The organism is Bradyrhizobium sp. WYCCWR 13022 (assembly GCF_030435535.1).
In the GTDB taxonomy this organism is placed as follows: Bacteria; Pseudomonadota; Alphaproteobacteria; order Rhizobiales; family Xanthobacteraceae; genus Bradyrhizobium.
Genome location: NZ_JAUIZJ010000010.1, coordinates 626,407 through 649,286, shown reverse-complemented (window position 1 = coordinate 649,286; position 22,880 = coordinate 626,407). Strand labels below are relative to the sequence as shown.

Sequence of the window (22,880 nt, the reverse complement as noted above, 5' to 3'; positions counted from 1 at the left end):
GTCGCCCAATGCAGTCCCGGCCGATGATCGGCTATGCGCACGTCACCAAGAACTTCGGTCCTCTCAGGGCCGTCGACGATTTGTCGCTCGATATTGCCGAGGGCGAATTTCTGGCCGTCGTCGGCGGGTCGGGTTCGGGCAAGACGACGTTGCTGCGGCTCGCCAACCGGCTGATCGAGGCAGATGGCGGCACCATCACGGTCGAGGGAGAGGACGTCCAAAACATCGATCCGGTCGCACTGCGACGCCGGATCGGTTACGTCTTCCAGAACGCCGGTCTGTTTCCACATTTGAGTGTCGCCGACAACATCGGGATCACGCCAAAACTGCTCGGCGCGCCCGCAACCGAGATCGCGGTGCGCGTCGACGAGTTGATCGCGCTTGTGCAGCTCGACCGCGCCGCCCATCGCGACCGGCTGCCGGAGGCGCTCTCGGGCGGACAGCGCCAGCGCGTCGGCGTGGCACGAGCGCTCGCCGCCAAGCCTCGTATCGTGCTGATGGACGAGCCCTTCGGCGCGCTCGATCCCCTCACCCGCGACGCCCTCGGCGAGGATTTCCGCCAGCTGCACCACAAGCTGGGCCTGACCACCGTAATGATCACGCACGACGTGACGGAGGCGATTTTGCTCGCCGACCGCATCGCGGTGATGCGTGGCGGCAAGTTGCTGGCGCAGGGCACGCCGGCGGAGCTTGCAGCAAGTGGCGACGCCTACGTGCTCGAGCTGCTGCGCACGCCGCGCCGCCAGGTCGAACGGCTGAACGCGCTGCTGCCGCAGAGCGGTGCGGCATGAGCTTCCTCAATGATCCGCGCTGGGGCGAGGCGCTGGCGCATTTGCCCGATTATCTCGGCAACCATGTGCGGGTGAGCCTCGCTGCGCTCGCGCTTGGCCTGATCGTCAGCCTGCCGCTGGCGATCCTGACGCGCAACCGACCGGCGCCGCGCGCCATCCTGCTCGCGCTTGCAAGCGTCGTGCAGACCGTGCCGGGACTGGCGCTGCTTGCCTTGTTCTATCCGCTGCTGCTCCTCGCAGCCTCCGTGACACTGGCCTGGTTCGGAGTTTCTTTCTCTGCCTTCGGCTTCCTGCCGGCGATGCTGGCGCTGGCGCTCTATTCGATGCTGCCGGTGCTGCGTAACGGCATCACGGGACTGAACGGCATCGACCCCGCACTGATCGAAGCCGCCAAGGGCGTCGGCATGACCGCGCGGCAGTCGCTGGTGATGATCGAGCTGCCACTGGCTCTACCGGTGATGATGGCAGGCATCCGCACCGCCGCGGTGTGGGTGATCGGTACCGCGACGCTGTCGACCCCGATCGGGCAGACCAGCCTCGGCAACTACATATTTGCCGGGCTCCAGACCCAGAACTGGGTGTTCGTGCTGTTCGGCTGTTTTGCCTCGGCCGCGCTCGCGCTCGCCGTCGATCAGCTGCTCGGCCTGATCGAAAGCGGGTTGCGTCAGCGCGGTCGGCTGCGCACCGCGCTCGGCGCGGCGGGGATCGCGGCACTGGTCGCAGCGACACTGGTGCCGACGATGGGGCGCTCGTCATCCGGCTACGTGGTCGGCGCGAAAACCTTTGCCGAGCAATATGTGCTCTCGGCCCTGCTGAAGGATCGTCTCCAGGCAGCCGGCCTCTCCGCCACCGCGCGATCCGGCCTCGGCTCGAGCGTGATCTTCGAGGCGCTGAAGGCCGGCGATATCGACCTCTATGTCGACTATTCCGGTACGCTGTGGGCGAACCAGCTGCACCGCACCGACATCAAGCCGCGGGCGGAGTTGGTGGCTGAATTGAAGACGTCGCTCGCCAAGGACAAAATCACCCTGCTCGGCGAACTCGGCTTCGAGAATGCCTATGCGCTGGTGATGCCGAGAAAGCGTGCCGACGCGCTCGGCATTCATACCATCGCCGATCTCGCCGCGCACACCTCCACGATGTCGATCGCCGGCGACTACGAGTTCTTCTCGCGGCCGGAATGGGCAGCACTGCAAAAGGCCTATGGCCTTCAGTTCCGCACCCAGCGCCAGATGCAGCCGGACTTCATGTATGCGGCGGCGGCCAGCGGCGAGGTTGACGTCATCGCCGGTTACACCAGCGACGGACTGATCGCGAAATACGATCTGGTGGCCTTGGACGATCCCAAGCAGGCGATCCCGCCCTATGATGCGATCCTGCTGCTTGCGCCGAAGCGTGCCAGCGACGAGCGCCTCAAGGCGGCGCTGAGCCCGCTCCTGGGCAAGATCGACATCGCCACCATGCGCGAGGCCAATTTGCGCGCCAGCGGCAATGACGCCAACTCGTCGCCGGACGCGGTGGCGAAGTGGCTGTGGGGGAAAGTCGGCGGGCGCTAGACTAGTCGCATCCTGCGCCCTCCCACACAGCCACCGCTGCTACAAGACCGGCTTTTCAATCGTGCCGCCGGCGTCGACCCAATCCTTGAAACCGCCGACGTTGTAGACGTCGCTGTAACCCATGTCTTGAAGCAGCTTGCCAGCCAGGGCGGAGCGACCGCCTGAGGCGCAATAGAGGATCACGGTTCTGTCCTTGGCAAACGCCTTGTCGTGGTACGGCGACTCGGGATCTGCGCGAAACTCCAGCATGCCGCGGGAAACATTCACCGCGCCATGAATCTTGCCGCTCTTCTCGATTTCCGGCGCATCGCGCACGTCGAGCACGAGCGCGTCGCCCTTCTCGATCATCTCCTTGGCCTGGGCCGGCGTGATCCTTGTCACGGCGGCGTTGGCGGCTTCAAGCATCTGTTTGACGGAAATTGCCAATGACGGCTCCTGTCGTTTGCGGTTCTGTCGAGCGCCCCCGTTAACCGGATTCGTCTTTCGTCGCATCCCCCGTTCGGAGGACGACGCAACGAGACTATCGATGGATGCGGTGGCAAAGCAACAGGGGGCCGGCCACGATCGGCAGAGTTGAGGGGGCAGCCGCAGGGGACGTTCGGCTACCCCCTCCTGCCCTCTCCTGGAGGTCGAGAGGGCAAAGCACAAGTCAGCTCACGCTCTCACTTCCTGCCGCTGAAACAGCACGTAGCTGAACGCAAAGAGAATGATCGTTCCCGCGACGAGGCCGACGGTCTGCGGCCACGCGATCATGATGCTTTCGTCGAAGGGCAGCGGCGCGCCCATGACTGCGCCGCGAAGCTGATCGAGGAAGACAGGGCCAAGCGCACGGGTCGTGGGTGACAGCACCGCGAGCATCGCTTCCTCAAACAGGTCGTTGGGCGAAAACCGCAACAACTCCTGTGTCCACACCGCGGTCGCCGGATCGTTCAGGCCGAGCAGCGCATACCGCGGGTCGGCCGGCGCGACCACCTGTGCCAGGGCCGGAGCCAGCATCGGCCAGAGCACCGTCAGGAACAGCCAGATACCCAGCGAAACCAGGGCCGCGGTGGCAGCCGACCGGAACACCGTGGACAGCAACATCGCCAGTGACAGCCAGACGCCGGCATAGAAGATTGCCACGACCAGAAACACGAGTGATCGCGCGACTTCCTCGCCGCCGGGCGGCACGCCGAGAAAGATCAGGCCGAGGCCGATCACCAGCAACCACAAGGCGGCGAGGCTGATTCCGATGGTGGCAAGCGCCGCCAGGAACTTCCCCATCAGCAAGGCGTCCCGATAGATCGGTTGCGCCAGGATGCGCGACAATGTCCGCCTTGTGTGCTCGCCATTGACGGCGTCAAAGCCCAATCCGATCGCCATCAGCGGAATGAGGAAGCCGAGGATCGCGACGAAGGACGGCAACGGCGCCTGGTCGATCGTGAACAGCCGCAGCAGCAGGAACGGATCCTCGGCAGTGGTCTGCCTGAGGCTGTTGATCGCCTCGTACAGTGCGGCCAGTGCGGTGAAGACGATCAGGAGCTCCAGCATCAACATGCGGACGCTGGAGATATGGTCGGCGAGTTCCTTGACGAAGACAGTCGACAATCCCTGGAACGGTGATCCCTCACGCCGCATGACGCACGCCTCCGGTTGGCTGGCTCTGGAAATAGCGCGCGTAGATCGCTTCGAGGCTCGGCTCGTCGACGGACAGTTTACGCAAGGCGCCGTCAACCGCGACGACCGCGCGCGCCGCGTCCGGTCGCACGTCGCGCTCCGCGGTCATGCGGAAGCGATCGGCGGCGAGCGTCTCGACCTGGGTGACACCGGGAATCATGGCAAGCCGCCGGGCGATCCCCGGCCCCTCGGCCTCGACCTCCACGACGAAACCGGCTCCGAGCACCTTGACTGAAAGCTCAGCCACTCCACCCATCAGCACGATATGACCGGCCTTGAACAACGCAACCCGGTCGCAAATGCGCTGAACCTGGTCGAGCATATGGGACGACAGCAGCACCGTAATGCCTTCGGCCTTGAGTTCTCCGATCAATCCCAGGAACTCCTGGGTCGCCTGCGGATCGAGGCCCGATGTCGGCTCGTCCAGGATCGCGATCTCGGCCCGCTTCATGATGATCTCGGCCAGCCCCAGCCGCTGCCGCATGCCGCGCGAGAAGGTCGCGACCCGCTTCGAGGCGACGTCGATCAGCCCGACGCGCTGGAGCGCCTGTTCGATCCTGAGGGCACGCTCCGCACGAGCGAGCCCCATCAGCTTACCGGTGTAGGCGAGGTTCTCCGTGGCCGTGAGCTGGTCGTAGAAGCCCACGGCATCCGGCAGATAGCCGACGCGGCGCTTGACCCTGAGCGGCTCGCGCGCCGGATTGAAGCCGAGCACGCTGATCTCACCCGACGAGATCTCGGTCAAGCCGAGCATCATCAGGATGGTCGTGGTCTTGCCTGCACCATTCGGACCGAGCAGGCCGAACACCTCGCCTCTGACGATGTCGAAGTCGATGCCATCGACCACCGCCGTATCGCCGTAACGCCTGGTCAGGCCGCGCGCATGGATGACCGGAACGTGCGCTGGGCTCCTGGTCTCGATCTGTTGCTCGCTCATCGCCGTCCGAACCTCGCGACGGCACCCAGCATCAACAGCAGCGCGACACCGATGACACCGGCGCCCGCCACCCCCCATACGGTCGAGGTGCCGACCGTGATGCGGAACTGGCTCGAAGCGGTTTCACCCTTCGAGGTGGCGCGAATGTTGGCCTGATAATCGCCGGCCAGTGACTTGTCGCTGGGCGTGAGCAGCGCCTGGACCTCGCTGTCCTTGCCGGGCACGAGATGATCGATCGTCGCAGGCTCGAACGTCACCTTCCATCCGTTCGGCGCTGTTCCGGCGAGCGTAATATTCTCGGCGGGCGCCGTCCCACTGTTGCTCACGACGATCGGGATCGAGCTCTGCTTGCCCGCGACGGCCCGTGCACTCAACAGACCATCGCGACCGGAGACCTGGAGCTGCGGCTCGCCGACGACGTCGAGCGCAAGCTCGGTCGAGGCTGAAGCGTCCCCCGCCTTGACCGTCACCTTCACCGGAAAATGGCCGGCACCGGTCGCGCTGGGCGGTCGCACCTTCAACTTGATGTCCTTGGACTGACCGGCGTCGATCGGGATCGAGGACAGCTCCTGGGTACCATAGGCTTCGGTGAATGAAGTTTCGAAATTGGCGGGTGCATCGGCGGCGAAGCTGGCGACGAGGTTGCGACCCGAATCGTTCTTGATCGAGAGCGTGTAGTCGAAATTCGATTTCGGACTGCCGCGCAGAGACGGCAGGCTGGACTTCACGCTGAGCTTGGCGGGCAGCTCCTTCGCGAGCGACACGGCGATGGGAAGTTCGGCGCTGGTGCCCTGTCCCTCGGCTTTGACCGTGAGCGTATGCGCGCTCAGATCGCTGCCGGCGGGGATGTCGAGCCGAAGCTGGAGCGCGACGTTGCCATCGGGCGCCGGCATCGCCGCACCAACCGGCTGGCCGCCGCCCAGCAGCGTCGCGGTCCAGCCGCTCGGCACGCCGGCGACCGAAAGCTGGTAGCGTTCCGGCGCGAGACCGTAATCCTGCAACCGCAGCGACACGTTGGTCGTGGTCCCCGGTCGCACCGTGACCGCCGGATAGTCGGTCATGAGATAGAGGCCCTTGATGTCGTGAGCCGGCTCCGCCGCGTAAGCGGTGGGGCCAAGCAACATCAGGGCAAATGCAAGACGCGCAGCATCAAGCGCTCGCATGGACGATACTCCTGCAAGGAAATGGACCAGAGATGGACAGCGCGCCGCCTGAAGACGATGGCGACGGCTTGCCGGATGATGGGAGAAATCGTGACAAAGTTTGGGAAGCGAAGCGCCGCACCAATTACAAGTAGGTGATCTCCGGCACTTTTCGGCTCAGACTTTAGTTTGAAGCCAAACTCCTGCGACCGGAGATTAATATATCGTAATGCGATTTATCTTCGCCGCAAGAATGGAGAAGTGATCGCTAAAGTCCGTGGATCATCCCTGCATTGATCAACAGCCGATTCAGCCGCCGCGCTTCGGCGCCATTCTTGCAGCCGTAAAAAATGCCCTTGCAGCGAAGCATGATCTGCTTCTGCTCCGCGAAGGACGGATCAAGCGGAATGCCGGCGGCTTCCTGAATTACCAGCGGCAGATAGGGACCGTCGATCGTGTCCATCACCGCGTCGCTTTTGACCGGCTCGAAATTGATGGCATCGATGGCGTAGTAGGTCGCGTAGAGGCGTGGATCGTAAGCGTCGAGCTTCTTGCCGATTGCCCCTTCGTCGAGCCCGGGCTCGAGGATGCCAGGTGCGAACTCGGGCTGGTGATCGCCATAGCGCACGATCAGGAAAGGCTCGCCCGGAAATTTCTTTTTCATGCCCGAGATAAAGTTCTCGTATTGCTCGGCACTCATCGCCTGCCGGCGCAGATATTCGTCGATGGACGGCGCGTTGCCCGGTGCACGCCAGTTCGGAAGCAGGTCGGGGCGAAACCGCGTCTCCCAGGGAAAGTGATTGGCCGCGAGATAGATGAAGGTGAACAGCGGCTTGTTCGGCGTCCGCTCGCCCATCAACCCCAGCGCCTTGTCATAGAAGAAACTATCGGGCTCGACGTCCTTGGCGCCGAGATCATGAGAGTCGAAGAAGCGCTCGATGCCGGTCGTCAATTGGAAGCTGCGCGCGCCCATGAAGCCGCCATAGGCGGGATAGAGCGACATCGTATCGTAGCCGCAACGACGCAGCGCCAGCGGCAGGCCGCGCTCGACGCGGCCCGACGCAATGCGCGTCACGAAATAGGCAAAGCGGCCGAACGAGCGCGACGAAAGACCTGCAAGCACGTTGTATTCGGTGAACCAGCTGGGGCCGCCATTGCTCTCGGCGAGGAACGTGCGCTCCTTGCCGTCCCACGACTTGAAATGGTTGCCGTAGCCCGCGGGCACCTTGATGCCCTGCGCGGCGCGAATATCGAAGCTCGATTCATCGTGGATCATGACGATATTCGGCCGGCGGCCCGCCGGATGGCAGGCGTCGACCAGCGGCATGTTGAGTCGTTCATTGGTCGCGGCGGCCGATTCCATGAAGCCGTACTGGACGAAATCGGAGACCGCGGTGACGCCGGAGCGAAAGAATTTCGAGAGATAGCCATCGTCGTAATAGCCGCGCCAGGCCTCATCGGGATGATAGACGGAATAGAAGACAAGGGCGGCAAGGCAGGCGAGCTTGCAGGCGAGCGCCGGCAGGCGGCGAATGCGAAACGGATCGAGCCACCACAGCGCATACATCAGCGGCAGCGTGACGAGGCCAGCCCCGATCACCGACCAGCGCAAGTTCGGAAAGATCGTGAACAGGAAGGCGACGGTGTCGCGGTCGATCATCATCAAATCGATGAAGTTCACCGTCATCTGGGCGACGTCGTGCTTGAGCCGCGACAGCAGCACCAGCACCACGACCATGGTCAGCGACAGCGCACTCGACAGCGCCGGCCGGCGCAGCAGCGTGATCCAGAAGAAGTTGAGAATGCCCCAGGCGAGCAGGAAGGAGAGGCGCGAGGCAAAATCGGTCTCGGTCTCGTACATCAACGCCAGTGCAGCGAAATGCGGCGCGGCCACCGCGAGCAGCCGCCAGATGCCGAGCGCGGCAACGCTCGCCAGGACGGCGGTGGTGGCGGAAGGACCGGAATTGGGCGCGGACGCCATCGACGACACGCTGAACTCAAGTCCGGCGCGGTGATGCCAACCCTCTGGCCGGCCTCAAGACGGCCAGGGCGTCCGGCGCAGCCGGTTGCACCGTGTCACAAAACTGTAATGGAACGGTCATGGACAGGCAACGCGCGCGGCGATGCGACCTTCGCTTAATGTTAGCGGGAGGCGAAAAAGCCGCACCCCGGCTCCGCAGCCTGAGGTTCGAGAGCCTGCCTCGATCGCGGCACTCGCTACTCGATCACCTCGTCCGCCCGGGCAAGCAGGTTCAGCGGCCGCTCAGCCAGCATCCGCGCGGTCGGCGCAACGAGCTCGGCATTGTCGCGCGTCAGTTCGGCGGAGCTTCCATGAGCGAAATGGCGTCCCGTGGAGATGATCGCGATGGCCGCCCACCCGCGCGGGCGGACGACCGAAGCGAGCTGAACGTCGATCAGCTCTGCGGCAGCAGGCCGAGCCGCTTGGCGATGATACGGTCGAATGTCCGCTTCGGCAGCACGGCCCCAATCAGATGGCGCAGCCGGTCCGGCGTGATCTGGTAGCGTACCTTGGCGCTCGGCGAGGTAAGTGCCTCGAACACGATCTCCGCGATCCGATCGGCAGGCAGGCCGTTGGCGCCGAGCTCCATCATGAAGGCCATGACCTTGTTGAGCGCCGGCAGATAGGGCGAGTTCTTGTAGATGGAGAGGTCGATCTGTTCGGCCTTGGTCCAGATCGGCGTCTTCACCGCGCCGGGGGCAACGATGATCACGTCGATGCCGAACAGCATCAGTTCGCGGCGAAGGCTCTCGGAGAGGCCTTCGATCGCGTGCTTGGAGGTGCAGTAAGGGGCCGACAGCGGATTGCCGTTCTTGCCTGCGACCGAGCTGATCATCACGATCCGGCCCTTCGGCCCCTTCAACGACGGGTCGGCGCCAAGCAGCGGCCCGAACGCCTGGGTCGCGATGACAGGGCCGATGACGTTGATGTCCATCTGGCGGCGGAAATCATCCGCCGACAGTTCGAGCACGGGACCGGCGACCGCGACGCCGGCATTGTTGACGAGGCCCGCCAGCGTCTCGCCGGCCAGCGCCTCGCGGACCTGGCGCGCGGCGGCCAGCACGGCGGCCTCATCGGTGACATCGAACAGCAGCGGCGTGAAGTTTGCGCCGAACTCGCCCGCGAGCCTGTCGGCATCGGCCTGCTTGCGGACGCTGCCGAAGACGCGGTAGCCGCGCCCAATCAGGAATTTCGCAATGGCCCAGCCAATACCGGTGGACGCGCCGGTGACGACGACAGATCGCATAGTCCTCTCCCCCTTTAGTGCCCCGCGATCATGTAGGAGGGGGCTGCGCCAGCGCAATGCCGCCCGGTACTCAGCCCGCGCACAGATGGTCTTTTCCGGGCCCCCGTTGCGCCGCAAGAAGGCGCATCAGGTGCAGGTTCTTAAGATAAAGTGCCGTACAAACGTCGCGGAATGCGATTGATTGCATCTTGAGAACGCGGATGAAGAGTCTAATCCTAGACTCTGAGCACAAAGCGCTTTTGGCGACCACGACTTCCGAAAAAATTCTGAAAAAACGACGCGAACTCAAGAATGTGGTTTAAGCGTCAGTTCTTGGCTCTCTGAGAGCACTTCATCTCGCGAAGAATTTGAATGAAGCAGCAATGTTTCGCGCGAGAAGAAAAGAGCGAGACCGCTGTTTGCGGTCTCGCTCAGATATAGTCGCGAAGATTTAAGATTTGGTTTGGCGAGCGAAGCTTTTGCTTCACTCGCCATTCCGGGGCACGCGTTAGCGCGAACCCGGAATCCAGAGGTCGTGGGTCGAGATTCCGGGTTGCGTTTCTCGCCCCCGGAATGACGGCGATGCCGTCAGTTCTTCGACTTGTCGACCAGCGCGCCCTTCTTGATCCAAGGCATCATGTCGCGGAGTTTCGCGCCGACCTCCTCGATCGGATGCGCAGCGAGCTTGGCGCGGGTCGCCTTGAACGAGGTCTGATTGACCTTGTTCTCGAGCATCCAGTCGCGGGCGAACTTGCCGCCCTGGATGTCGGCGAGAACGCGCTTCATCTCGGCCTTGGTCTCTGCGGTGACGATGCGCGGGCCAGTGACGTACTCGCCGTACTCGGCCGTGTTGGAGATCGAGTAGTTCATGTTGGCGATGCCGCCTTCATAGATCAGGTCGACGATCAGCTTCACTTCGTGCAGGCACTCGAAATACGCCATCTCCGGGGCGTAGCCGGCTTCGACCAGGGTCTCGTAGCCGCCCTTGATCAGTTCGACCAGGCCGCCGCAGAGCACGACCTGCTCGCCGAACAGGTCGGTCTCGCACTCTTCCTTGAAGGTGGTCTCGATGATGCCGGCGCGGCCGCCGCCGACAGCAGAGGCGTAGGACAGACCGAGGTCATGGGCGTTGCCCGAGACGTCCTTGGCGATCGCGATCAGGCAGGGCACGCCGCCACCGCGCTGATACTCCGAGCGCACGGTGTGGCCGGGGCCCTTCGGCGCGATCATCAGCACGTCGAGGTCGGCGCGCGGATCGAGCAGGTTGAAGTGGACGTTGAGGCCGTGCGCGAACACGAGGGCGGCACCCTTCTTCATGTTGTCGTGCAGGTGCTCACGATAGATGTCGCCCTGGAGCTCGTCCGGGGTCAGCATCATGACGAGGTCGGCCCATTTGGCGGCATCGGCGACTTCCATCACCTTGAAGCCGGCGGCTTCCGCCTTCTTGACCGATCCCGAATCCTTGCGCAGCGCAATCGCCACGTCCTTGACGCCGGAGTCCTTCAGATTGAGCGCATGGGCGTGGCCCTGGCTGCCATAGCCGACGATGGCGACCTTCTTCCCCTTGATCAGGTTCAGGTCGGCGTCGCGATCGTAATAAACACGCATAGTCGTTTCCTCGTTCAGGGCCAAAATCGGCCGATGGTCAGTGTCCGAAGGGTGTAATTTGCGGATTTCGGGGGCTGTCTAGAGCATTTCGGCCCCTGAGGGAAACCCGTTTCTGCATGGAAATCCGCGACATCATGCATCCATGAAAACGGGGTAGAGGGAGGCTAGCAGCAGGAGCGCCATCAGGATATTGAAGGCGCGGACCAGCCGCTCCGAGGTCAGCACCGGTCGTAGTGCAGTGCCGAAGAAAGCCCAGACCACGGTCGAGACCGTGCCGACCAAAAGGCTGATCAGGGTCTGGATCGCGATGTTGACCGGGAACTGGGCAATTGCCGCGTAAGCCGTGATGGTACCGATCACGATCACCCAGCCCTTGGCGTTGATCCACTGGAACATGGCGGCGCCCCAGAAGGTCATCGGGCCGCGGCCGTCCGCCTCGTCCGGCTTGGCCGGGCCGGACATGGCAATCACGGCGGCAAGATAGATCAGGTACGCCGCACCGGCATATTTCAGGATGGTCTGGAGGATCGGGTACGCCAGAAACACGGTGCCGAGCCCGAGGCCGACGGCGCCGACCATGAAGGCGAAGCCGATAGTGATGCCAGCGATGTGCGGGATGGTGCGGCGGAAGCCGTAGGTCAGCCCCGACGAGAGCAGCATGATGTTGTTCGGCCCCGGCGTGAAGAACATCACGAGGGCGAAGATGATGAAGGCGTAGAGCAACGACTGGGACATCCTCACCTCACGCGGTCTTCGCCAGCGGCTGCCGGCGCTGCGCCAGCACCATCACCGCAATGCCGCCGATGACGGTCAGCATGCCCGCGAGGCGCAGCGGTCCGAACCGTTCGCCGAACACGATGCTTGACGCCGCCGAGCCCACGAACGGCACCAGCAGCGCGAACGGCACCACTTGCGCGGCCGGGTAGTCGCGCAGCAGCCGACCCCATAGCCAATAGGCAATGCTGGTGGAGATCGCGCCGATCACCACCAGGCAGACAAGGCCGGCGAGCGACATGTGGATCAGCGAATGGAAGGTCGGCGCCGGCCCGTTGACGGCGAGCGCCAGGGCGAACAGCGGCACCGCGGCGGTGAGGCAAAGCCACGCGAACAGGTCGAACATCGGCGCGCCGCGTGCGCCGCGCAGCAGGAGGTTGCCGATCGCAAAACACACCGGCGAGATCATCAGCACGGCGAAAGCGCCGACGCTGAAATCATAACCGACGGTACCGCAAATCATGAGCAGCCCGATGGCTGCGATGACGATGCCGAGCGTCTGCACCTGCGTCGGACGCTCGCCGAATGCGATCGCGGCAAAGCCGATGGTGAATAGCGCCTGGCTCTGCACGACCACGCTGGTGAGCCCGACCGGCACACCATGAGCGATGCCGTAGGCCTGGCTCAGAAACTGGCCGAGAAACAGCGTGAAACTGATCGCGATCAGAAGCGACAGGGCGACCTTCGGCCTGGGAATGAACAGGCACGGCAGCGCGGCGATGGAAAAGCGCATCGCTGTCATCAGCTCCGGCGAAAACTCGTCGAGCGCGATCCGGCTCGCCACGAAGGCAAGCCCCCAGATGATCGCCACCAGCAGGGCGATGAGGATGTCGGCCGGCTTCATTGTTGTTTCCGGTTCTGCCCTATCGTGCAGCCCTGCTTGTTCTTCTGGTCTAGCCTTGCTCGCCGGCTTTCGGTTTGCGGAGGAGATAAGTGCCGTGCATAGGCGCGTGATAGTCGGCCGAGACCAGCGTGAAGCCGACGTCGGTCAGCATCCGCTCCATCACCCAGCCGAAGGTCGAGTATTCGTCCCGCATATGCGTCACCACGCTCTCACGCGAGAAATCGTGGTTCTTGATCTGATAGTCGGCCCATTGCTCGACGTCGCGTTCGATCGCATCGGGCATCGAGGCGTAGACGATGTCGCGCAGATAGAAGCTCGCACCCGGCTTCAAAGCGCGAAAGATCCGCGACATCGCCACGACCTTCCAGAAGTCGGGCAAATGATGCAGCGTGAATTCGCTGACGATCAGGTCGTAGGATTCCGGCCGGTAGGCGAAGCTGAGCAGGCCGGCGGACTGGGTGCGCACGGGCGCCTTGCGGTCGCGGGCATAGATCTCGGCGAGCGCCAGCATCGCCGGAGAGATGTCGATGGCATCGACATCGGCGCCCATCAGCGCCGCTTCGGTGGCGAGCACGCCGTTGCCGCAGCCGATATCGGCGATGCGCCAGCCGCGCTGAACCCCGAGCATCTTCAATGCGGCGCGCGCCCGCAGATCGGCATCGTCGTGGGCGTCGTAGATCGACGCCACCGCGGGCTCGATGCCCATCCGGTTCCGCTCGTTATAGTACCAGTCGCGCGCCAGCATGGTTCACATCCCCTCAGGCCCGCGACCGATCGCGGCAACACCGGTGCGCGACACCTCGACGAGGCCGAGCGGGCGCATCAGGTCGATAAACTGGTTGATCTTATCCGTATTGCCTGTGATCTCGAACACGAAGCTTTCGGTGGTGGCATCGATCACGCGGGCGCGAAAGGCATCGGCAAGCCGCAGCGCCTCGACGCGATGCTCGCCCTGCCCGCGCACCTTCACCATCGCCAGCTCACGCTCGATCGAGCGACGGGTCTGGGTCATGTCGACGACCTGGTAGACCGGGATCATGCGGTCGAGCTGATTCTTGATCTGCGCGATCACCATCGGCGTGCCGGTGGTAACGATGGTGATGCGCGACAAATGCTTCTGCGCTTCGGTCTCCGAAACCGTGAGGCTCTCGATGTTGTAGCCGCGGCCGGAGAACAGGCCGATGACGCGCGCGAGCACGCCCGGCTCGTTCTGCACGAGCACCGCAAGCGTATGCGTCTCGTTGGGATCGTGACGCTCTTCGATGAAGTAGGCGGATGCGGGCTGGTTCATTGTCGTCCCCTCTTGTCTCTTCCTCACGCCATCGCCGGCGCATCCGTTCCGACCCAACGGCGGAACAGATCGAAATCGATATTGCCGCCGGACAGCACGAGACCGACGCGCTTGCCCTTCAGCTTGCTCTTTTCCTGCATAGCCGCGGCGAGCGCGGCAGCGCCGGCGCCTTCGGCGAGATTGTGCGTATCGGTCCAGTAGGCGCGGATCGCCGCGGCGACCTCGTCGTCGGTCACCTGCACGATGCGCGAGGCGCCCTTGCGGATCAGCGCGAGCGCATCCGCGTCCGGGATGCGCGTCGCCATGCCGTCGGCGCGCGTGTTGGCAGTCTCGGTCGTCACGATCTGGCCGGCCGCGAACGACAGCGCATAGGACGGCGCTTCTGTCGACTGCACGCCGACGATCTCGGTCTTCAGGCCCAGAAGATCGCGTGCCATGATGCAACCGCAGATGCCGGAGCCCTGTCCGATCGGTACATAGAGCACGTCGAGATCAGGCGCGGAACGAAACAGCTCGAGCGCATAGGTCGCGACGCCCAGCACGAGGTCCGGGTGGAACGAGGGCACCATATGAAGGCCGGCGAACTGCGCACGACGCTCGGCCTCCTCGCGCGCGGCCTGAAAGTCCTCGCCATGCTCGACGAGCTCGGCACCAAAGGCCTTCATCGCGCGGTTCTTCTCGACCGAATTGCCGCGCGGCACGTAGATCACAGCGGGAACGCCATGACGGCTCGCGGCAAAGGCCAGGCTTTGGCCGTGATTGCCGCGGGTCGCCGAGATGATGCCGGGCGTATTCGGCCGCTCGCGCTTGAGCCGATCGAGATAGACCAGCCCACCGCGCACCTTGAAGGCGCCGATCGGCGTGTGGTTCTCATGCTTCACGACGACCTCGGTGCCGAGGCGCCCAGCGAGCAAGGGCCAGCGGTGCGCCGGCGTTGCCGGCACCGCCTGTCCCACGATCGCATGTGCGCGCTCGAGCTCCGTCAGGTCGAACATGACGTCACACCAACGCCTTGCCGCCGGCGAACGCCTTGGCCGTCGCCTCGTCGTTGGCCTGCTCTGGCAGCAGCATCTCGTTATGCGCCTTGCCGGAGGGGATCATCGGGAAGCAGTTCTCCAGCGCGGCGACACGGCAGTCGAACAGCACCGGGCGCTTGACCGAGATCATCTCCTTGATGGCGCCTTCGAGATCGGACGGCTTGGTGACCTGGAGACCGACGCCACCATAGGCTTCCGCGAGCTTCACGAAATCCGGCAGCGCTTCGGAGTAGGAATGCGACAGCCGGTTGCCGTGCAGCAACTGCTGCCACTGACGCACCATGCCCATGTACTGATTGTTCAGAATGAAGATCTTGATCGGCAGCTCGTACTGAACCGCCGTCGACATCTCCTGCATCGTCATCTGCACCGAGGCGTCGCCCGCGATGTCGATGACGAGGCTGTCAGGGTGCGCGACCTGCACCCCGATCGCGGCCGGCAGGCCGTAGCCCATGGTGCCGAGACCGCCCGACGTCATCCAGCGATGCGGCTCCTCGAAGCCGAAGAACTGCGCCGCCCACATCTGGTGCTGACCGACCTCGGTCGTGATGTAAGTATCCTTGCCGCGCGTCAGTTCGAACAGGCTCTGGATCGCGTGCTGCGGCAGGATGACGTCGTTGCTCTTCTTGTAATAGAGCGAGTTGCGGGCACGCCACTGCGCGATCTGCTGCCACCAGGTCTTGATGTCGGGCTTCTTCGCCTCGGCCTTGAACACCTGGAGGATGTCGCCCAGGATGTTGGCGCAATCGCCGATGATCGGCACGTCGACCCGGATGTTCTTGTTGATCGAGGACGGATCGATGTCGATGTGGATCTTCTTCGAGTTCGGCGAGAACGCATCGACGCGGCCGGTGATGCGGTCGTCGAAGCGCGCACCGACGCACAGCATGACGTCGCAATCATGCATGGTCATGTTGGCTTCATAGGTGCCGTGCATGCCGAGCATGCCGAGCCAGTTCTTGCCCGACGCCGGATAGGCACCCAGGCCCATCAGCGTGGAGGTGATCGGGAAGCCCGTGACCTCGACCAGTTCGCGCAGCAATTTGGTCGCCTCGGGGCCGGAATTGATGACGCCGCCACCGCTATAGATCACGGGACGCTTGGCCCCCGCGAGCAACGACACGGCCTTGCGGATCTGCGTCGCATCGCCCTTCACGCGCGGCGCGTAGGAGCGGTGCACATCGGATTTGCGCGGCGGATGATAGGTGCCGGTGGCGAACTGCACATCCTTGGGAACGTCGACCAGCACCGGGCCCGGACGGCCCGTGGTCGCAACGTAGAAGGCCTCGTGCAGCACTTTCGCGAGATCGTTGACGTCACGCACCAGCCAATTGTGCTTGGTGCAGGGGCGCGTGATGCCGACCGTGTCGCATTCCTGGAACGCGTCGTTGCCGATCAGATGCGTAGGCACCTGGCCGGAGATGCAGACCAGCGGGATCGAGTCCATCAGCGCGTCGGTCAGCGGCGTCACCATGTTGGTGGCGCCGGGGCCGGAGGTCACCAGCGCGACACCGGGCTTGCCGGTTGACCGGGCATAGCCCTCGGCGGCATGGCCTGCGCCCTGTTCGTGGCGGACCAGGATGTGCTGGACCTCGCTCTGCTGGAAGATCTCGTCATAGATCGGAAGCACCGCGCCGCCGGGATAGCCGAAAATGTCGGTCACGCCGTGGTCGATGAGCGCGCGGACGATCATCGCGGCGCCGGTCATCTGGTTCGGATCGTGGCTCTTGTCGCTCATTGGCTTGCTCCGGATGCGCTGTTGTCAGCGGCTTCGTTCGTGTCTGGCTCGGGAAATAAAAAAGGCCCCGAAGAGGGACCCTGCACACCGCCTGTCATCTGGATGGCAGCTAGCCACCCCCGGCGGTGTGCCTGGGTACGACGGCGATAAGGAGTTTGGTAATAATGTTACGCATGGCAGGCGCTCGGCTTCCCAAAGGTTGCGCGAAACATAACGACCAAAGCCTCGATGTCAAGGCAAAGCGGCCGTTCCCGCGCGATTTTGGCAGTGTAGCGGTGTTCCCTGGGTTCGGCGAGAGGTAATTGCGGGAACCCGCACACAAAAGCACGTCATCGGGGAGCCCGGGCGGTCCCGAGGGCAGTCGCGAGCCATCCCCTGGCCTCTTCCGGTTTCACCCACTCGAATTCGGGCAATTGGTGCCGGAACCAGGTGAATTGGCGCTTGGCGTAGTGGCGGGTATCGGCCCGGCCGATCATGGCAGCCTCCTCCAGGCTGAGCTCACCGCGCAGATGCCGGATCAGGGCCGGCACGCCGTGGGCCTTCATGGCCGGCAGCTGCGGGTCGAGGTTTCTGGCGGCAAGCCGCTCGACCTCGATCAGCGCGCCGCCGCCCAGCATGGCCTCGAAGCGGGCGTCGATGCGGGCATAGAGCTCATCGCGCTCGGGCGCGAGAAACACCGCGCGAAAGCTGTCCTTCGACAATAAGGGCGGCTGGCCTTCATTGTGCCAGTCGAGCAGCGAGCGGCCGGTTGCCTCGACAACTTCGAGCGCGCGCGCGATACGCGTACGGTCACGCAGATTCAGTCGCTCGGCCGCGCGTGGATCGCGGAGCGCGAGTTCCGCGTGTAGCGCCTCGACGCCGTTCCGTTCCAGTCGCGCGCGCACGCCCTCGCGCACCTCTGCAGGGATCGGCGGCACTAGGGAAAGGCCCGCGGTCAGCGCCTTGAAATAAAGCCCGGTGCCGCCGACGAAAACTGGCAGGCGGCTCTCGGCCTCGGCTTCTTCCAACATCTTCGCAGCATCGGTCACCCAGGCGCCTGCGGAGAAATTCACGGCCGCGTCGACATGACCATAGAGACGATGCGGAACGCGCGCCTCCTCATCCTGCGCGGGACGCGCGGTGATGATGCGGAGGTCGCGATAGACCTGCATGGAATCGGCATTGATGACCACGCCCCGCGCGCTCAGGGCAAGCTCCAGCGCCAGCGCCGACTTGCCGCTGGCGGTCGGTCCTGCGATAAGCACGGCCTTGATCGGATGCCCCTCGCTCACGAAAACCTCAAATGTCCCTCGTCGCCACGCTGATCTGCAATCCCAATAATCCCGCCCTCGACTCCACCATCGTCGACGGCGCCCGCGCCGTGCTGCCGCAGGCCGCGCCTGCGCACTGGCTGTTCGACGGGGTTGCAGTCGACATTCCCTTCGGCGCCGACAGTAACCTCGAAGGCGACCGTCACGCCATCGAACAGCGGCTCCGCGAGCTGCGCGGCGACCTGCCCATCGACATCGTCGTGCAGCCTGTTGGCTTCAGGCGCAAGAAGCTTTTTCTGGCCGACATGGATTCCACCATGATCGGCCAGGAATGCATCGACGAACTCGCCGATCTCGTCGGGATGAAGGCGCATGTCGCCGCCATCACCGAACGCGCAATGCGCGGCGAGATCGAGTTCGAGCCGGCGCTGCGCGAGCGTGTCGCGCTGCTGAAGGACCTCCCCGCCGGCGTCGTCGACGAAGTGCTGGCCAAGCGCATCACGCTGACCCCGGGTGGCCGCGAATTGGTCGCGACCATGCGCGCCCACGGCGCCTATACTTGCCTCGTTTCCGGCGGCTTCACGCTGTTCACCAGCGCCGTCGCTGCCAAGATCGGCTTCCAGGAGAACCGCGCCAACGAGCTCGTCGTGCGCGACGGCAAGTTCACCGGCGAGGTCAAGGAGCCGATCCTGGGCCGCGCCGCCAAGCTCGCGACGCTGGTGGATCTGATGGAATCGTTCGATCTCGACGACATCGACTCGGTCGTCGTCGGCGACGGTGCGAATGATCTGGCGATGATCCAGGCCGCGGGACTGGGCGTGGCGTATCACGCCAAGCCGGCCGTGGCGGCAGCGGCGGCTGCGCGGATCGACCACGGCGATCTCACTGCGCTGCTCTATGCGCAGGGCTACAAGCGCTCGGAGTTTGTGGAGGCCTGACACGCTCAGGTGCGCTATTGCGTACCGTGGAACCTCGCGATTCCGGGGGCAATGCTTCGCATCGCCCCGGAATGACGGATCAAGCTACTGCACGCTCAGCGCCACGAAGCGCAGCTCGCCGTCGCCGTTCGACACCAGCAGCAGGGCGGACTTCTTGCCGTCCTTCTTGATCTGGTCGACGCGCTTCTGGACGTCGGCGCCGCTGGAGACCGCTTCCTGCGCGACCTCGACGATGACGTCGCCGGCGGAGAGCCGCTTCTCTGCAGCGTCCGAATTGGCCTCGACATTGGTCACGACAACACCCTTCACGCTGTCCTTGATCTTGTAGCGCGTGCGCAGATCCTTGTTCAGCACGGCGAGATCGAGGCCGAGCGCCTTCTGCGTCACCGGCTTCTCCGGCGCCGGCTCGTCGGTCTTCACCGCAGCCTGCACCTTGTCCGGATCCTGCAGGCGGCCGAGCGTGACCTTCTTGGTCTGCTCCTCGCCCTTGCGGATGATGACGACGTCGACCTCCTTGCCGACCGCGGTGTCGGCGACGACGCGGGACAGGTCCTTCGGGTCCTTGACGTCCTTGCCGTCGAACTTGACGACGACGTCGCCGGGCTCGATGCCGGCGGGCTTGGCCGGGCCCTTGTCGTCGATGCCGGCCACCAGCGCGCCGCGCGCCGGCTTGATGTTGAGGCTCTCGGCGATCTCGTCGGTGACGCTCTGGATGCGCACGCCGAGCCAGCCGCGACGCAATTCGCCGAACTGGCGGAGCTGGTCGACGACGCCGGCGACCGTCTTCGACGGTACGGCAAAGCCGATGCCGATCGAGCCGCCTGACGGCGAGATGATCAGGGTGTTGACCCCGATGACGTCGCCTTCGAGGTTGAACAGCGGACCGCCGGAATTGCCGCGATTGATGGCGGCGTCGGTCTGGATATAGCTGTCATAGGGGCCCGAGGAGATGTCGCGGTTCTTGGCCGAGACGATGCCTGCGGTCACCGTGCCGCCGAGGCTGAAGGGGTTGCCGATCGCAATCACCCAGTCACCCAGACGCAGCTTGTCGGAGTCGCCGAACTTCACCGCAATCAGCGGCTTCGGCGGCTTGAATTTCAGGACGGCGAGGTCGGTCTTCTTGTCGACGCCGACCAGCTCGGCCTTGATCTTGGTGCCGTCGTTGAGGATCACGTTGATCTCGTCAGCGTCGGCGATGACGTGATTGTTGGTGACGACGATACCGGAGGTGTCGATGATGAAGCCGGACCCGAGCGAGTTGGTCTTGCGCGGCGGGCCGTTGTCACCGCCCTTGCCTCCGCCGGGACCCTTTCGATTCTTGAAGAAGTCATCGAAGAACTCTTCGAAGGGCGAGCCCGGCGGCAGTTGTGGCATGGTGTTGCTGCCGCCGCCCTTGGCCTCCACCGTCTGCGAGGTCGAGATGTTGACGACCGCGTCGATCACCTTCTCGGCGACGTCGGCGATGCCTTCCGGTCCGCGCGCCTGCGCCGGCGCGCCGAACATGCTGAAAGCGCCAACGGCAAGCGCGGCCAGCCCAAGTCGCGCATGTTGGCGCAGGCGGGTCGGGACAATGGTGGCAGCGGTCATTGTGGTCTCCAGGAAAAAGGATTCGGCCTCAAGACTGCGCTCGAACGAGGGCACGGCGCAAGCGCGGAGCTTAACGGGCCTCAAGACCCGGATAATAAGGCGAAAACCCGCCTCTCGCCTTCACTTTGGCGTTGGCGCGACGGCTAGACCGGGCGTCGCATCACCCAGATCAGGATCAGGCCAGCCACAGCCGAGCCGATCCCGACCGCGCGCAGGATATTGTCCGGCGTGGCGATGGCGCTCTTCATGGCCTTGCGCATCCAGTTCGGACTTGCCGCGAACATCAAGCCTTCCAGCACAAACAGGATGCCTAAGCCGATGAGGAAGTCGGCGAACGCAATGGACCTCATCGGATTGGAACCTCCCGGTGTGCTGTTCTTGTCTGGACGAAGGGCGGCCAAACCTGCCGCCCTTGTCTAGCTTACGGTTTCGCCGGTGTCTCGGCTGCCGTCTTCCCTGACGGGTTACCAAAATACCGGAAGAAATCCGAGTCCGGCCGCAGCAAATAGCGGGTGTCGTCCTTCTTCAGCCCGTTCTCGTAGGCCGTCATCGACCGGTAGAAGGCGAAGAAGTCAGCATCCTTGCCATAGGCCTCGGCAAAGAGGCGGTTGCGCTCGGCGTCACCCACACCACGTGTCTGCTCGGCTTGGGAGTTCGCGTCGGCAATGATGACCGTCACATCGCGGTCGGCCTTGGAGCGAATTTCCTGCGCCTTCTGGGCGCCCTGCGCTCGAAACTCAGCCGCTTCGCGCTGGCGCTCGGACTTCATCCGGTCGTAGACAGCCTGGCTATTCTGCTCCGGCAGGTCGGCACGGCGAATACGGACATCGACGACCTGGATGCCATAACCACCGGCCTCGCGGTCGAGCTGCTCGCGGATACGCCCCATCAGCTTCTCGCGTTCATCACGCACCACCGTGATGAAAGTGACTTCGCCGAGCACGCGGCGCAGCGCCGCATTCAAGAGCGAGGTGAGTTGGAGGTTCGCCGCCTGGATCGAGCCGACGCTCTGATAGAAGCGCAGCGCGTCCTTGATGCGGTAGCGCGCAAAGGCGTCGACCACGAGCCGCTTCTGGTCTGAGGCAATGACCTCCTGAGACGGGTTCTCGAGGTCGAGGATCCGCTTGTCGATGTTGATCACGGAGTTCCAGGGCGCCTTGAAGTGCAGTCCGGGCTCGGTGACGACCTCCACCGGCGCGCCGAATTGCAGCACGATGGTCTGCTCGGTCTGCTGCACCGTGAACAACGACATATAGCCGACGATCACGACCAGAAGCGCCGCGAGCAGCACGACAATGCCAGTAACGGGAGACCTCATCGGGTACCTCCGCTCGGCAGCTGACCCGTTATCGCAGGCTTCTTGTTCGACAATTCATTGAGCGGCAGGTAGGGCACGACGCCCTGGCCCGAGGCGCCTGGATCGTAGATCAGCTTGTCCGCGCCGCCGAGCAAGCGCTCCATCGTCTCCAGGTAGATCCGTTCACGCGTCACGTCAGGTGCCTTCTTGTATTCCTCGTACACTTTCAGGAAGCGCGCGCTCTGGCCCTTGGCCTCGGCAACCGCCTGCTCCTTGTAGCCCTCGGCATCCTGCTGGATCTTGGCGGCGCGGCCGCGGGCTTCCGGCACAACCTTGTTGGCATAGGTCTGCGCTTCGTTTGACAGCTGCTCGAGATTGGCGCGCGCCGCCTGCACGTCGCGGAACGCGTCGATCACCTGCGCCGGCGGATCGACCTTCTGCATCTGCACCTGGGTGATCTGGATGCCGGCGCCGTAGCCGTCGAGCGTCTTCTGCATCAGATCCTGCACGGTGGTCTCGGTCTGCGTCCTCGCGCCGGTCAGGATCGGCTGGATGTCGGAGCGGCCGATCACCTCGCGCATCGCGCTCTCGGCGACCGCCTTCACGGTGCCTTCGGGATTCTGGATGTTGAACAGGAAGTCGCCGACGCCGTTGGGCTTGATGCGCCACAGCACGGTGAAATCGACGTCGACGATGTTCTCGTCGCCGGTCAGCATCAGGCTCTCCTCCGGCACGTCACGGATCGAGCGGCCGCGGCGGGCCGGATCGTCGATCAGCGTCATGCCGATGGAAATGGTGGACACGCGCAGTGCCTTCGGCAGCAGCACGGTCTCGATCGGATAGGGCAGGTGATAGTTCAGGCCGGGGTCGACGGTGCGCACATGCTTGCCGAAGCGCAGCACCACGCCCTGCTCTTCCGACTGCACGCGGAAGAAGCCCGACAGCAGCCAGAGCGCGACGATGATGAGCAGGATCAGCGTGATGCCGATGCCGGAGAAATAGCCGCCCGGCATGATCTGCTGGAGCCGGTCCTGGCCGCGCCGCAGAAGGTCTTCCAGATCCGGCGGCCTCGGCCCGACCGGTTGCGGGCCTGTGCCCCATGGTCCCTTCGGACCCGAGCCCCAAGGGCCACCGCCCTGATTCTTCCACGGCATTCGACGCTCTCCTCGGCAGACCGGGACTAGAACTT

At 64.1% G+C, this 22,880-nt stretch carries 21 protein-coding genes; 3 read left to right on the top strand and 18 right to left on the bottom strand.

Annotated elements, in window-relative coordinates; translation table 11 throughout:
• Positions 1–8: 8 nt before the first annotated feature.
• Positions 9–791, top strand: a complete 783-nt coding sequence (locus tag QY049_RS18735) for an ABC transporter ATP-binding protein (RefSeq protein WP_194480295.1) — start codon at positions 9–11, stop codon at positions 789–791.
• The gene (locus QY049_RS18730; RefSeq protein WP_194480293.1) at positions 788–2,347 is read left to right on the top strand and encodes an ABC transporter permease/substrate-binding protein; all 1,560 of its coding nucleotides are present in this window, start codon (positions 788–790) and stop codon (positions 2,345–2,347) included. Before QY049_RS18735 ends, QY049_RS18730 begins: the two co-directional genes overlap by 4 nt.
• Before the next feature lie 39 nt (positions 2,348–2,386).
• Here the strand turns inward: QY049_RS18730 and QY049_RS18725 are convergent, their stop codons facing one another.
• The 14 genes from QY049_RS18725 to miaA all read right to left on the bottom strand — a co-directional run bounded on the left by QY049_RS18725 (position 2,387) and on the right by miaA (position 17,890).
• Positions 2,387–2,773, bottom strand: a complete 387-nt coding sequence (locus QY049_RS18725; RefSeq protein ID WP_194480292.1) for a rhodanese-like domain-containing protein — start codon at positions 2,771–2,773, stop codon at positions 2,387–2,389.
• Positions 2,774–3,001: 228 nt separating this feature from the next.
• Positions 3,002–3,964 (bottom strand): ABC transporter permease, encoded by a 963-nt coding sequence (locus QY049_RS18720; protein WP_194480290.1) that lies wholly within the window; start codon positions 3,962–3,964, stop codon positions 3,002–3,004.
• Positions 3,954–4,940: an ABC transporter ATP-binding protein gene (locus QY049_RS18715; protein WP_194480288.1), complete on the bottom strand. Its 987-nt coding sequence runs from the start codon at positions 4,938–4,940 to the stop codon at positions 3,954–3,956. Before QY049_RS18715 ends, QY049_RS18720 begins: the two co-directional genes overlap by 11 nt.
• Positions 4,937–6,103, bottom strand: a complete 1,167-nt coding sequence (locus QY049_RS18710; protein WP_194480287.1) for an NEW3 domain-containing protein — start codon at positions 6,101–6,103, stop codon at positions 4,937–4,939. Before QY049_RS18710 ends, QY049_RS18715 begins: the two co-directional genes overlap by 4 nt.
• A 247-nt stretch (positions 6,104–6,350) precedes the next feature.
• Complete coding sequence (locus tag QY049_RS18705; RefSeq protein ID WP_301269859.1) at positions 6,351–8,063, bottom strand: sulfatase-like hydrolase/transferase; 1,713 nt, start codon at positions 8,061–8,063, stop codon at positions 6,351–6,353.
• Between the two features lie 433 nt (positions 8,064–8,496).
• Complete coding sequence (locus QY049_RS18700; protein ID WP_194480285.1) at positions 8,497–9,348, bottom strand: SDR family oxidoreductase; 852 nt, start codon at positions 9,346–9,348, stop codon at positions 8,497–8,499.
• A gap of 567 nt (positions 9,349–9,915) precedes the next feature.
• A complete protein-coding gene (ilvC, locus tag QY049_RS18695; RefSeq protein ID WP_258765834.1) occupies positions 9,916–10,935 on the bottom strand; it encodes a ketol-acid reductoisomerase in 1,020 nt (339 codons plus the stop codon).
• A gap of 132 nt (positions 10,936–11,067) precedes the next feature.
• On the bottom strand, positions 11,068–11,670 hold the full coding sequence (locus QY049_RS18690; protein ID WP_258765833.1) for a LysE family translocator: 603 nt from the start codon (positions 11,668–11,670) through the stop codon (positions 11,068–11,070).
• A gap of 7 nt (positions 11,671–11,677) precedes the next feature.
• Positions 11,678–12,553, bottom strand: coding sequence for an EamA family transporter (locus QY049_RS18685; protein WP_301269811.1), 876 nt, complete (start codon positions 12,551–12,553; stop codon positions 11,678–11,680).
• Between the two features lie 49 nt (positions 12,554–12,602).
• Positions 12,603–13,298, bottom strand: coding sequence for a class I SAM-dependent methyltransferase (locus tag QY049_RS18680; protein WP_194480279.1), 696 nt, complete (start codon positions 13,296–13,298; stop codon positions 12,603–12,605).
• A 3-nt stretch (positions 13,299–13,301) separates the two neighbouring features.
• Positions 13,302–13,844 (bottom strand): acetolactate synthase small subunit, encoded by a 543-nt coding sequence (gene ilvN, locus QY049_RS18675; RefSeq protein WP_028137987.1) that lies wholly within the window; start codon positions 13,842–13,844, stop codon positions 13,302–13,304.
• 23 nt (positions 13,845–13,867) lie between these two features.
• Complete coding sequence (locus QY049_RS18670) at positions 13,868–14,839, bottom strand: threonine dehydratase (protein ID WP_194480278.1); 972 nt, start codon at positions 14,837–14,839, stop codon at positions 13,868–13,870.
• 4 nt (positions 14,840–14,843) lie between these two features.
• The gene (locus QY049_RS18665; RefSeq protein ID WP_194480276.1) at positions 14,844–16,619 is read right to left on the bottom strand and encodes an acetolactate synthase 3 large subunit; all 1,776 of its coding nucleotides are present in this window, start codon (positions 16,617–16,619) and stop codon (positions 14,844–14,846) included.
• 329 nt (positions 16,620–16,948) lie between these two features.
• Positions 16,949–17,890, bottom strand: coding sequence for a tRNA (adenosine(37)-N6)-dimethylallyltransferase MiaA (gene miaA, locus QY049_RS18660; protein ID WP_301269810.1), 942 nt, complete (start codon positions 17,888–17,890; stop codon positions 16,949–16,951).
• Positions 17,891–17,901: 11 nt separating this feature from the next.
• Between miaA and serB the strand changes: the two genes are divergently transcribed.
• Positions 17,902–18,807: a phosphoserine phosphatase SerB gene (serB, locus tag QY049_RS18655; protein ID WP_258765829.1), complete on the top strand. Its 906-nt coding sequence runs from the start codon at positions 17,902–17,904 to the stop codon at positions 18,805–18,807.
• A gap of 84 nt (positions 18,808–18,891) precedes the next feature.
• On the opposite strand, the gene QY049_RS18650 is transcribed toward serB, so the two are convergent.
• From QY049_RS18650 to hflK, 4 genes are all read right to left on the bottom strand, one after another.
• Positions 18,892–20,394 (bottom strand): Do family serine endopeptidase, encoded by a 1,503-nt coding sequence (locus tag QY049_RS18650; RefSeq protein WP_194480271.1) that lies wholly within the window; start codon positions 20,392–20,394, stop codon positions 18,892–18,894.
• A 143-nt stretch (positions 20,395–20,537) separates the two neighbouring features.
• The gene (locus tag QY049_RS18645; protein ID WP_027560516.1) at positions 20,538–20,744 is read right to left on the bottom strand and encodes a DUF2065 domain-containing protein; all 207 of its coding nucleotides are present in this window, start codon (positions 20,742–20,744) and stop codon (positions 20,538–20,540) included.
• Between the two features lie 71 nt (positions 20,745–20,815).
• Entirely contained in the window at positions 20,816–21,712 is an 897-nt protein-coding gene (gene hflC, locus QY049_RS18640; RefSeq protein WP_194480269.1) for a protease modulator HflC, read from the bottom strand.
• Entirely contained in the window at positions 21,709–22,845 is a 1,137-nt protein-coding gene (hflK, locus tag QY049_RS18635) for an FtsH protease activity modulator HflK (protein WP_194480267.1), read from the bottom strand. The genes hflC and hflK overlap by 4 nt, the downstream gene beginning before the upstream one ends.
• Positions 22,846–22,880 lie beyond the last annotated feature (35 nt).

Excerpts from the sequence above, each read along its gene's own strand:
- QY049_RS18735 (WP_194480295.1), top strand. The coding sequence starts at position 9 with ATGCAGTCCCGGCCGATGATCGGCTATGCGCACGTCACCAAGAACTTC.
- QY049_RS18730 (WP_194480293.1), top strand. The coding sequence starts at position 788 with ATGAGCTTCCTCAATGATCCGCGCTGGGGCGAGGCGCTGGCGCATTTG.
- QY049_RS18720 (WP_194480290.1), bottom strand. The coding sequence starts at position 3,964 with ATGCGGCGTGAGGGATCACCGTTCCAGGGATTGTCGACTGTCTTCGTC.
- QY049_RS18715 (WP_194480288.1), bottom strand. The coding sequence starts at position 4,940 with ATGAGCGAGCAACAGATCGAGACCAGGAGCCCAGCGCACGTTCCGGTC.
- QY049_RS18710 (WP_194480287.1), bottom strand. The coding sequence starts at position 6,103 with ATGCGAGCGCTTGATGCTGCGCGTCTTGCATTTGCCCTGATGTTGCTT.
- QY049_RS18705 (WP_301269859.1), bottom strand. The coding sequence starts at position 8,063 with ATGGCGTCCGCGCCCAATTCCGGTCCTTCCGCCACCACCGCCGTCCTG.
- QY049_RS18700 (WP_194480285.1), bottom strand. The coding sequence starts at position 9,348 with ATGCGATCTGTCGTCGTCACCGGCGCGTCCACCGGTATTGGCTGGGCC.
- ilvC (WP_258765834.1), bottom strand. The coding sequence starts at position 10,935 with ATGCGTGTTTATTACGATCGCGACGCCGACCTGAACCTGATCAAGGGG.
- QY049_RS18690 (WP_258765833.1), bottom strand. The coding sequence starts at position 11,670 with ATGTCCCAGTCGTTGCTCTACGCCTTCATCATCTTCGCCCTCGTGATG.
- QY049_RS18685 (WP_301269811.1), bottom strand. The coding sequence starts at position 12,553 with ATGAAGCCGGCCGACATCCTCATCGCCCTGCTGGTGGCGATCATCTGG.
- QY049_RS18680 (WP_194480279.1), bottom strand. The coding sequence starts at position 13,298 with ATGCTGGCGCGCGACTGGTACTATAACGAGCGGAACCGGATGGGCATC.
- ilvN (WP_028137987.1), bottom strand. The coding sequence starts at position 13,844 with ATGAACCAGCCCGCATCCGCCTACTTCATCGAAGAGCGTCACGATCCC.
- QY049_RS18670 (WP_194480278.1), bottom strand. The coding sequence starts at position 14,839 with ATGTTCGACCTGACGGAGCTCGAGCGCGCACATGCGATCGTGGGACAG.
- QY049_RS18665 (WP_194480276.1), bottom strand. The coding sequence starts at position 16,619 with ATGAGCGACAAGAGCCACGATCCGAACCAGATGACCGGCGCCGCGATG.
- serB (WP_258765829.1), top strand. The coding sequence starts at position 17,902 with ATGTCCCTCGTCGCCACGCTGATCTGCAATCCCAATAATCCCGCCCTC.
- QY049_RS18650 (WP_194480271.1), bottom strand. The coding sequence starts at position 20,394 with ATGACCGCTGCCACCATTGTCCCGACCCGCCTGCGCCAACATGCGCGA.
- QY049_RS18645 (WP_027560516.1), bottom strand. The coding sequence starts at position 20,744 with ATGAGGTCCATTGCGTTCGCCGACTTCCTCATCGGCTTAGGCATCCTG.
- hflC (WP_194480269.1), bottom strand. The coding sequence starts at position 21,712 with ATGAGGTCTCCCGTTACTGGCATTGTCGTGCTGCTCGCGGCGCTTCTG.
- hflK (WP_194480267.1), bottom strand. The coding sequence starts at position 22,845 with ATGCCGTGGAAGAATCAGGGCGGTGGCCCTTGGGGCTCGGGTCCGAAG.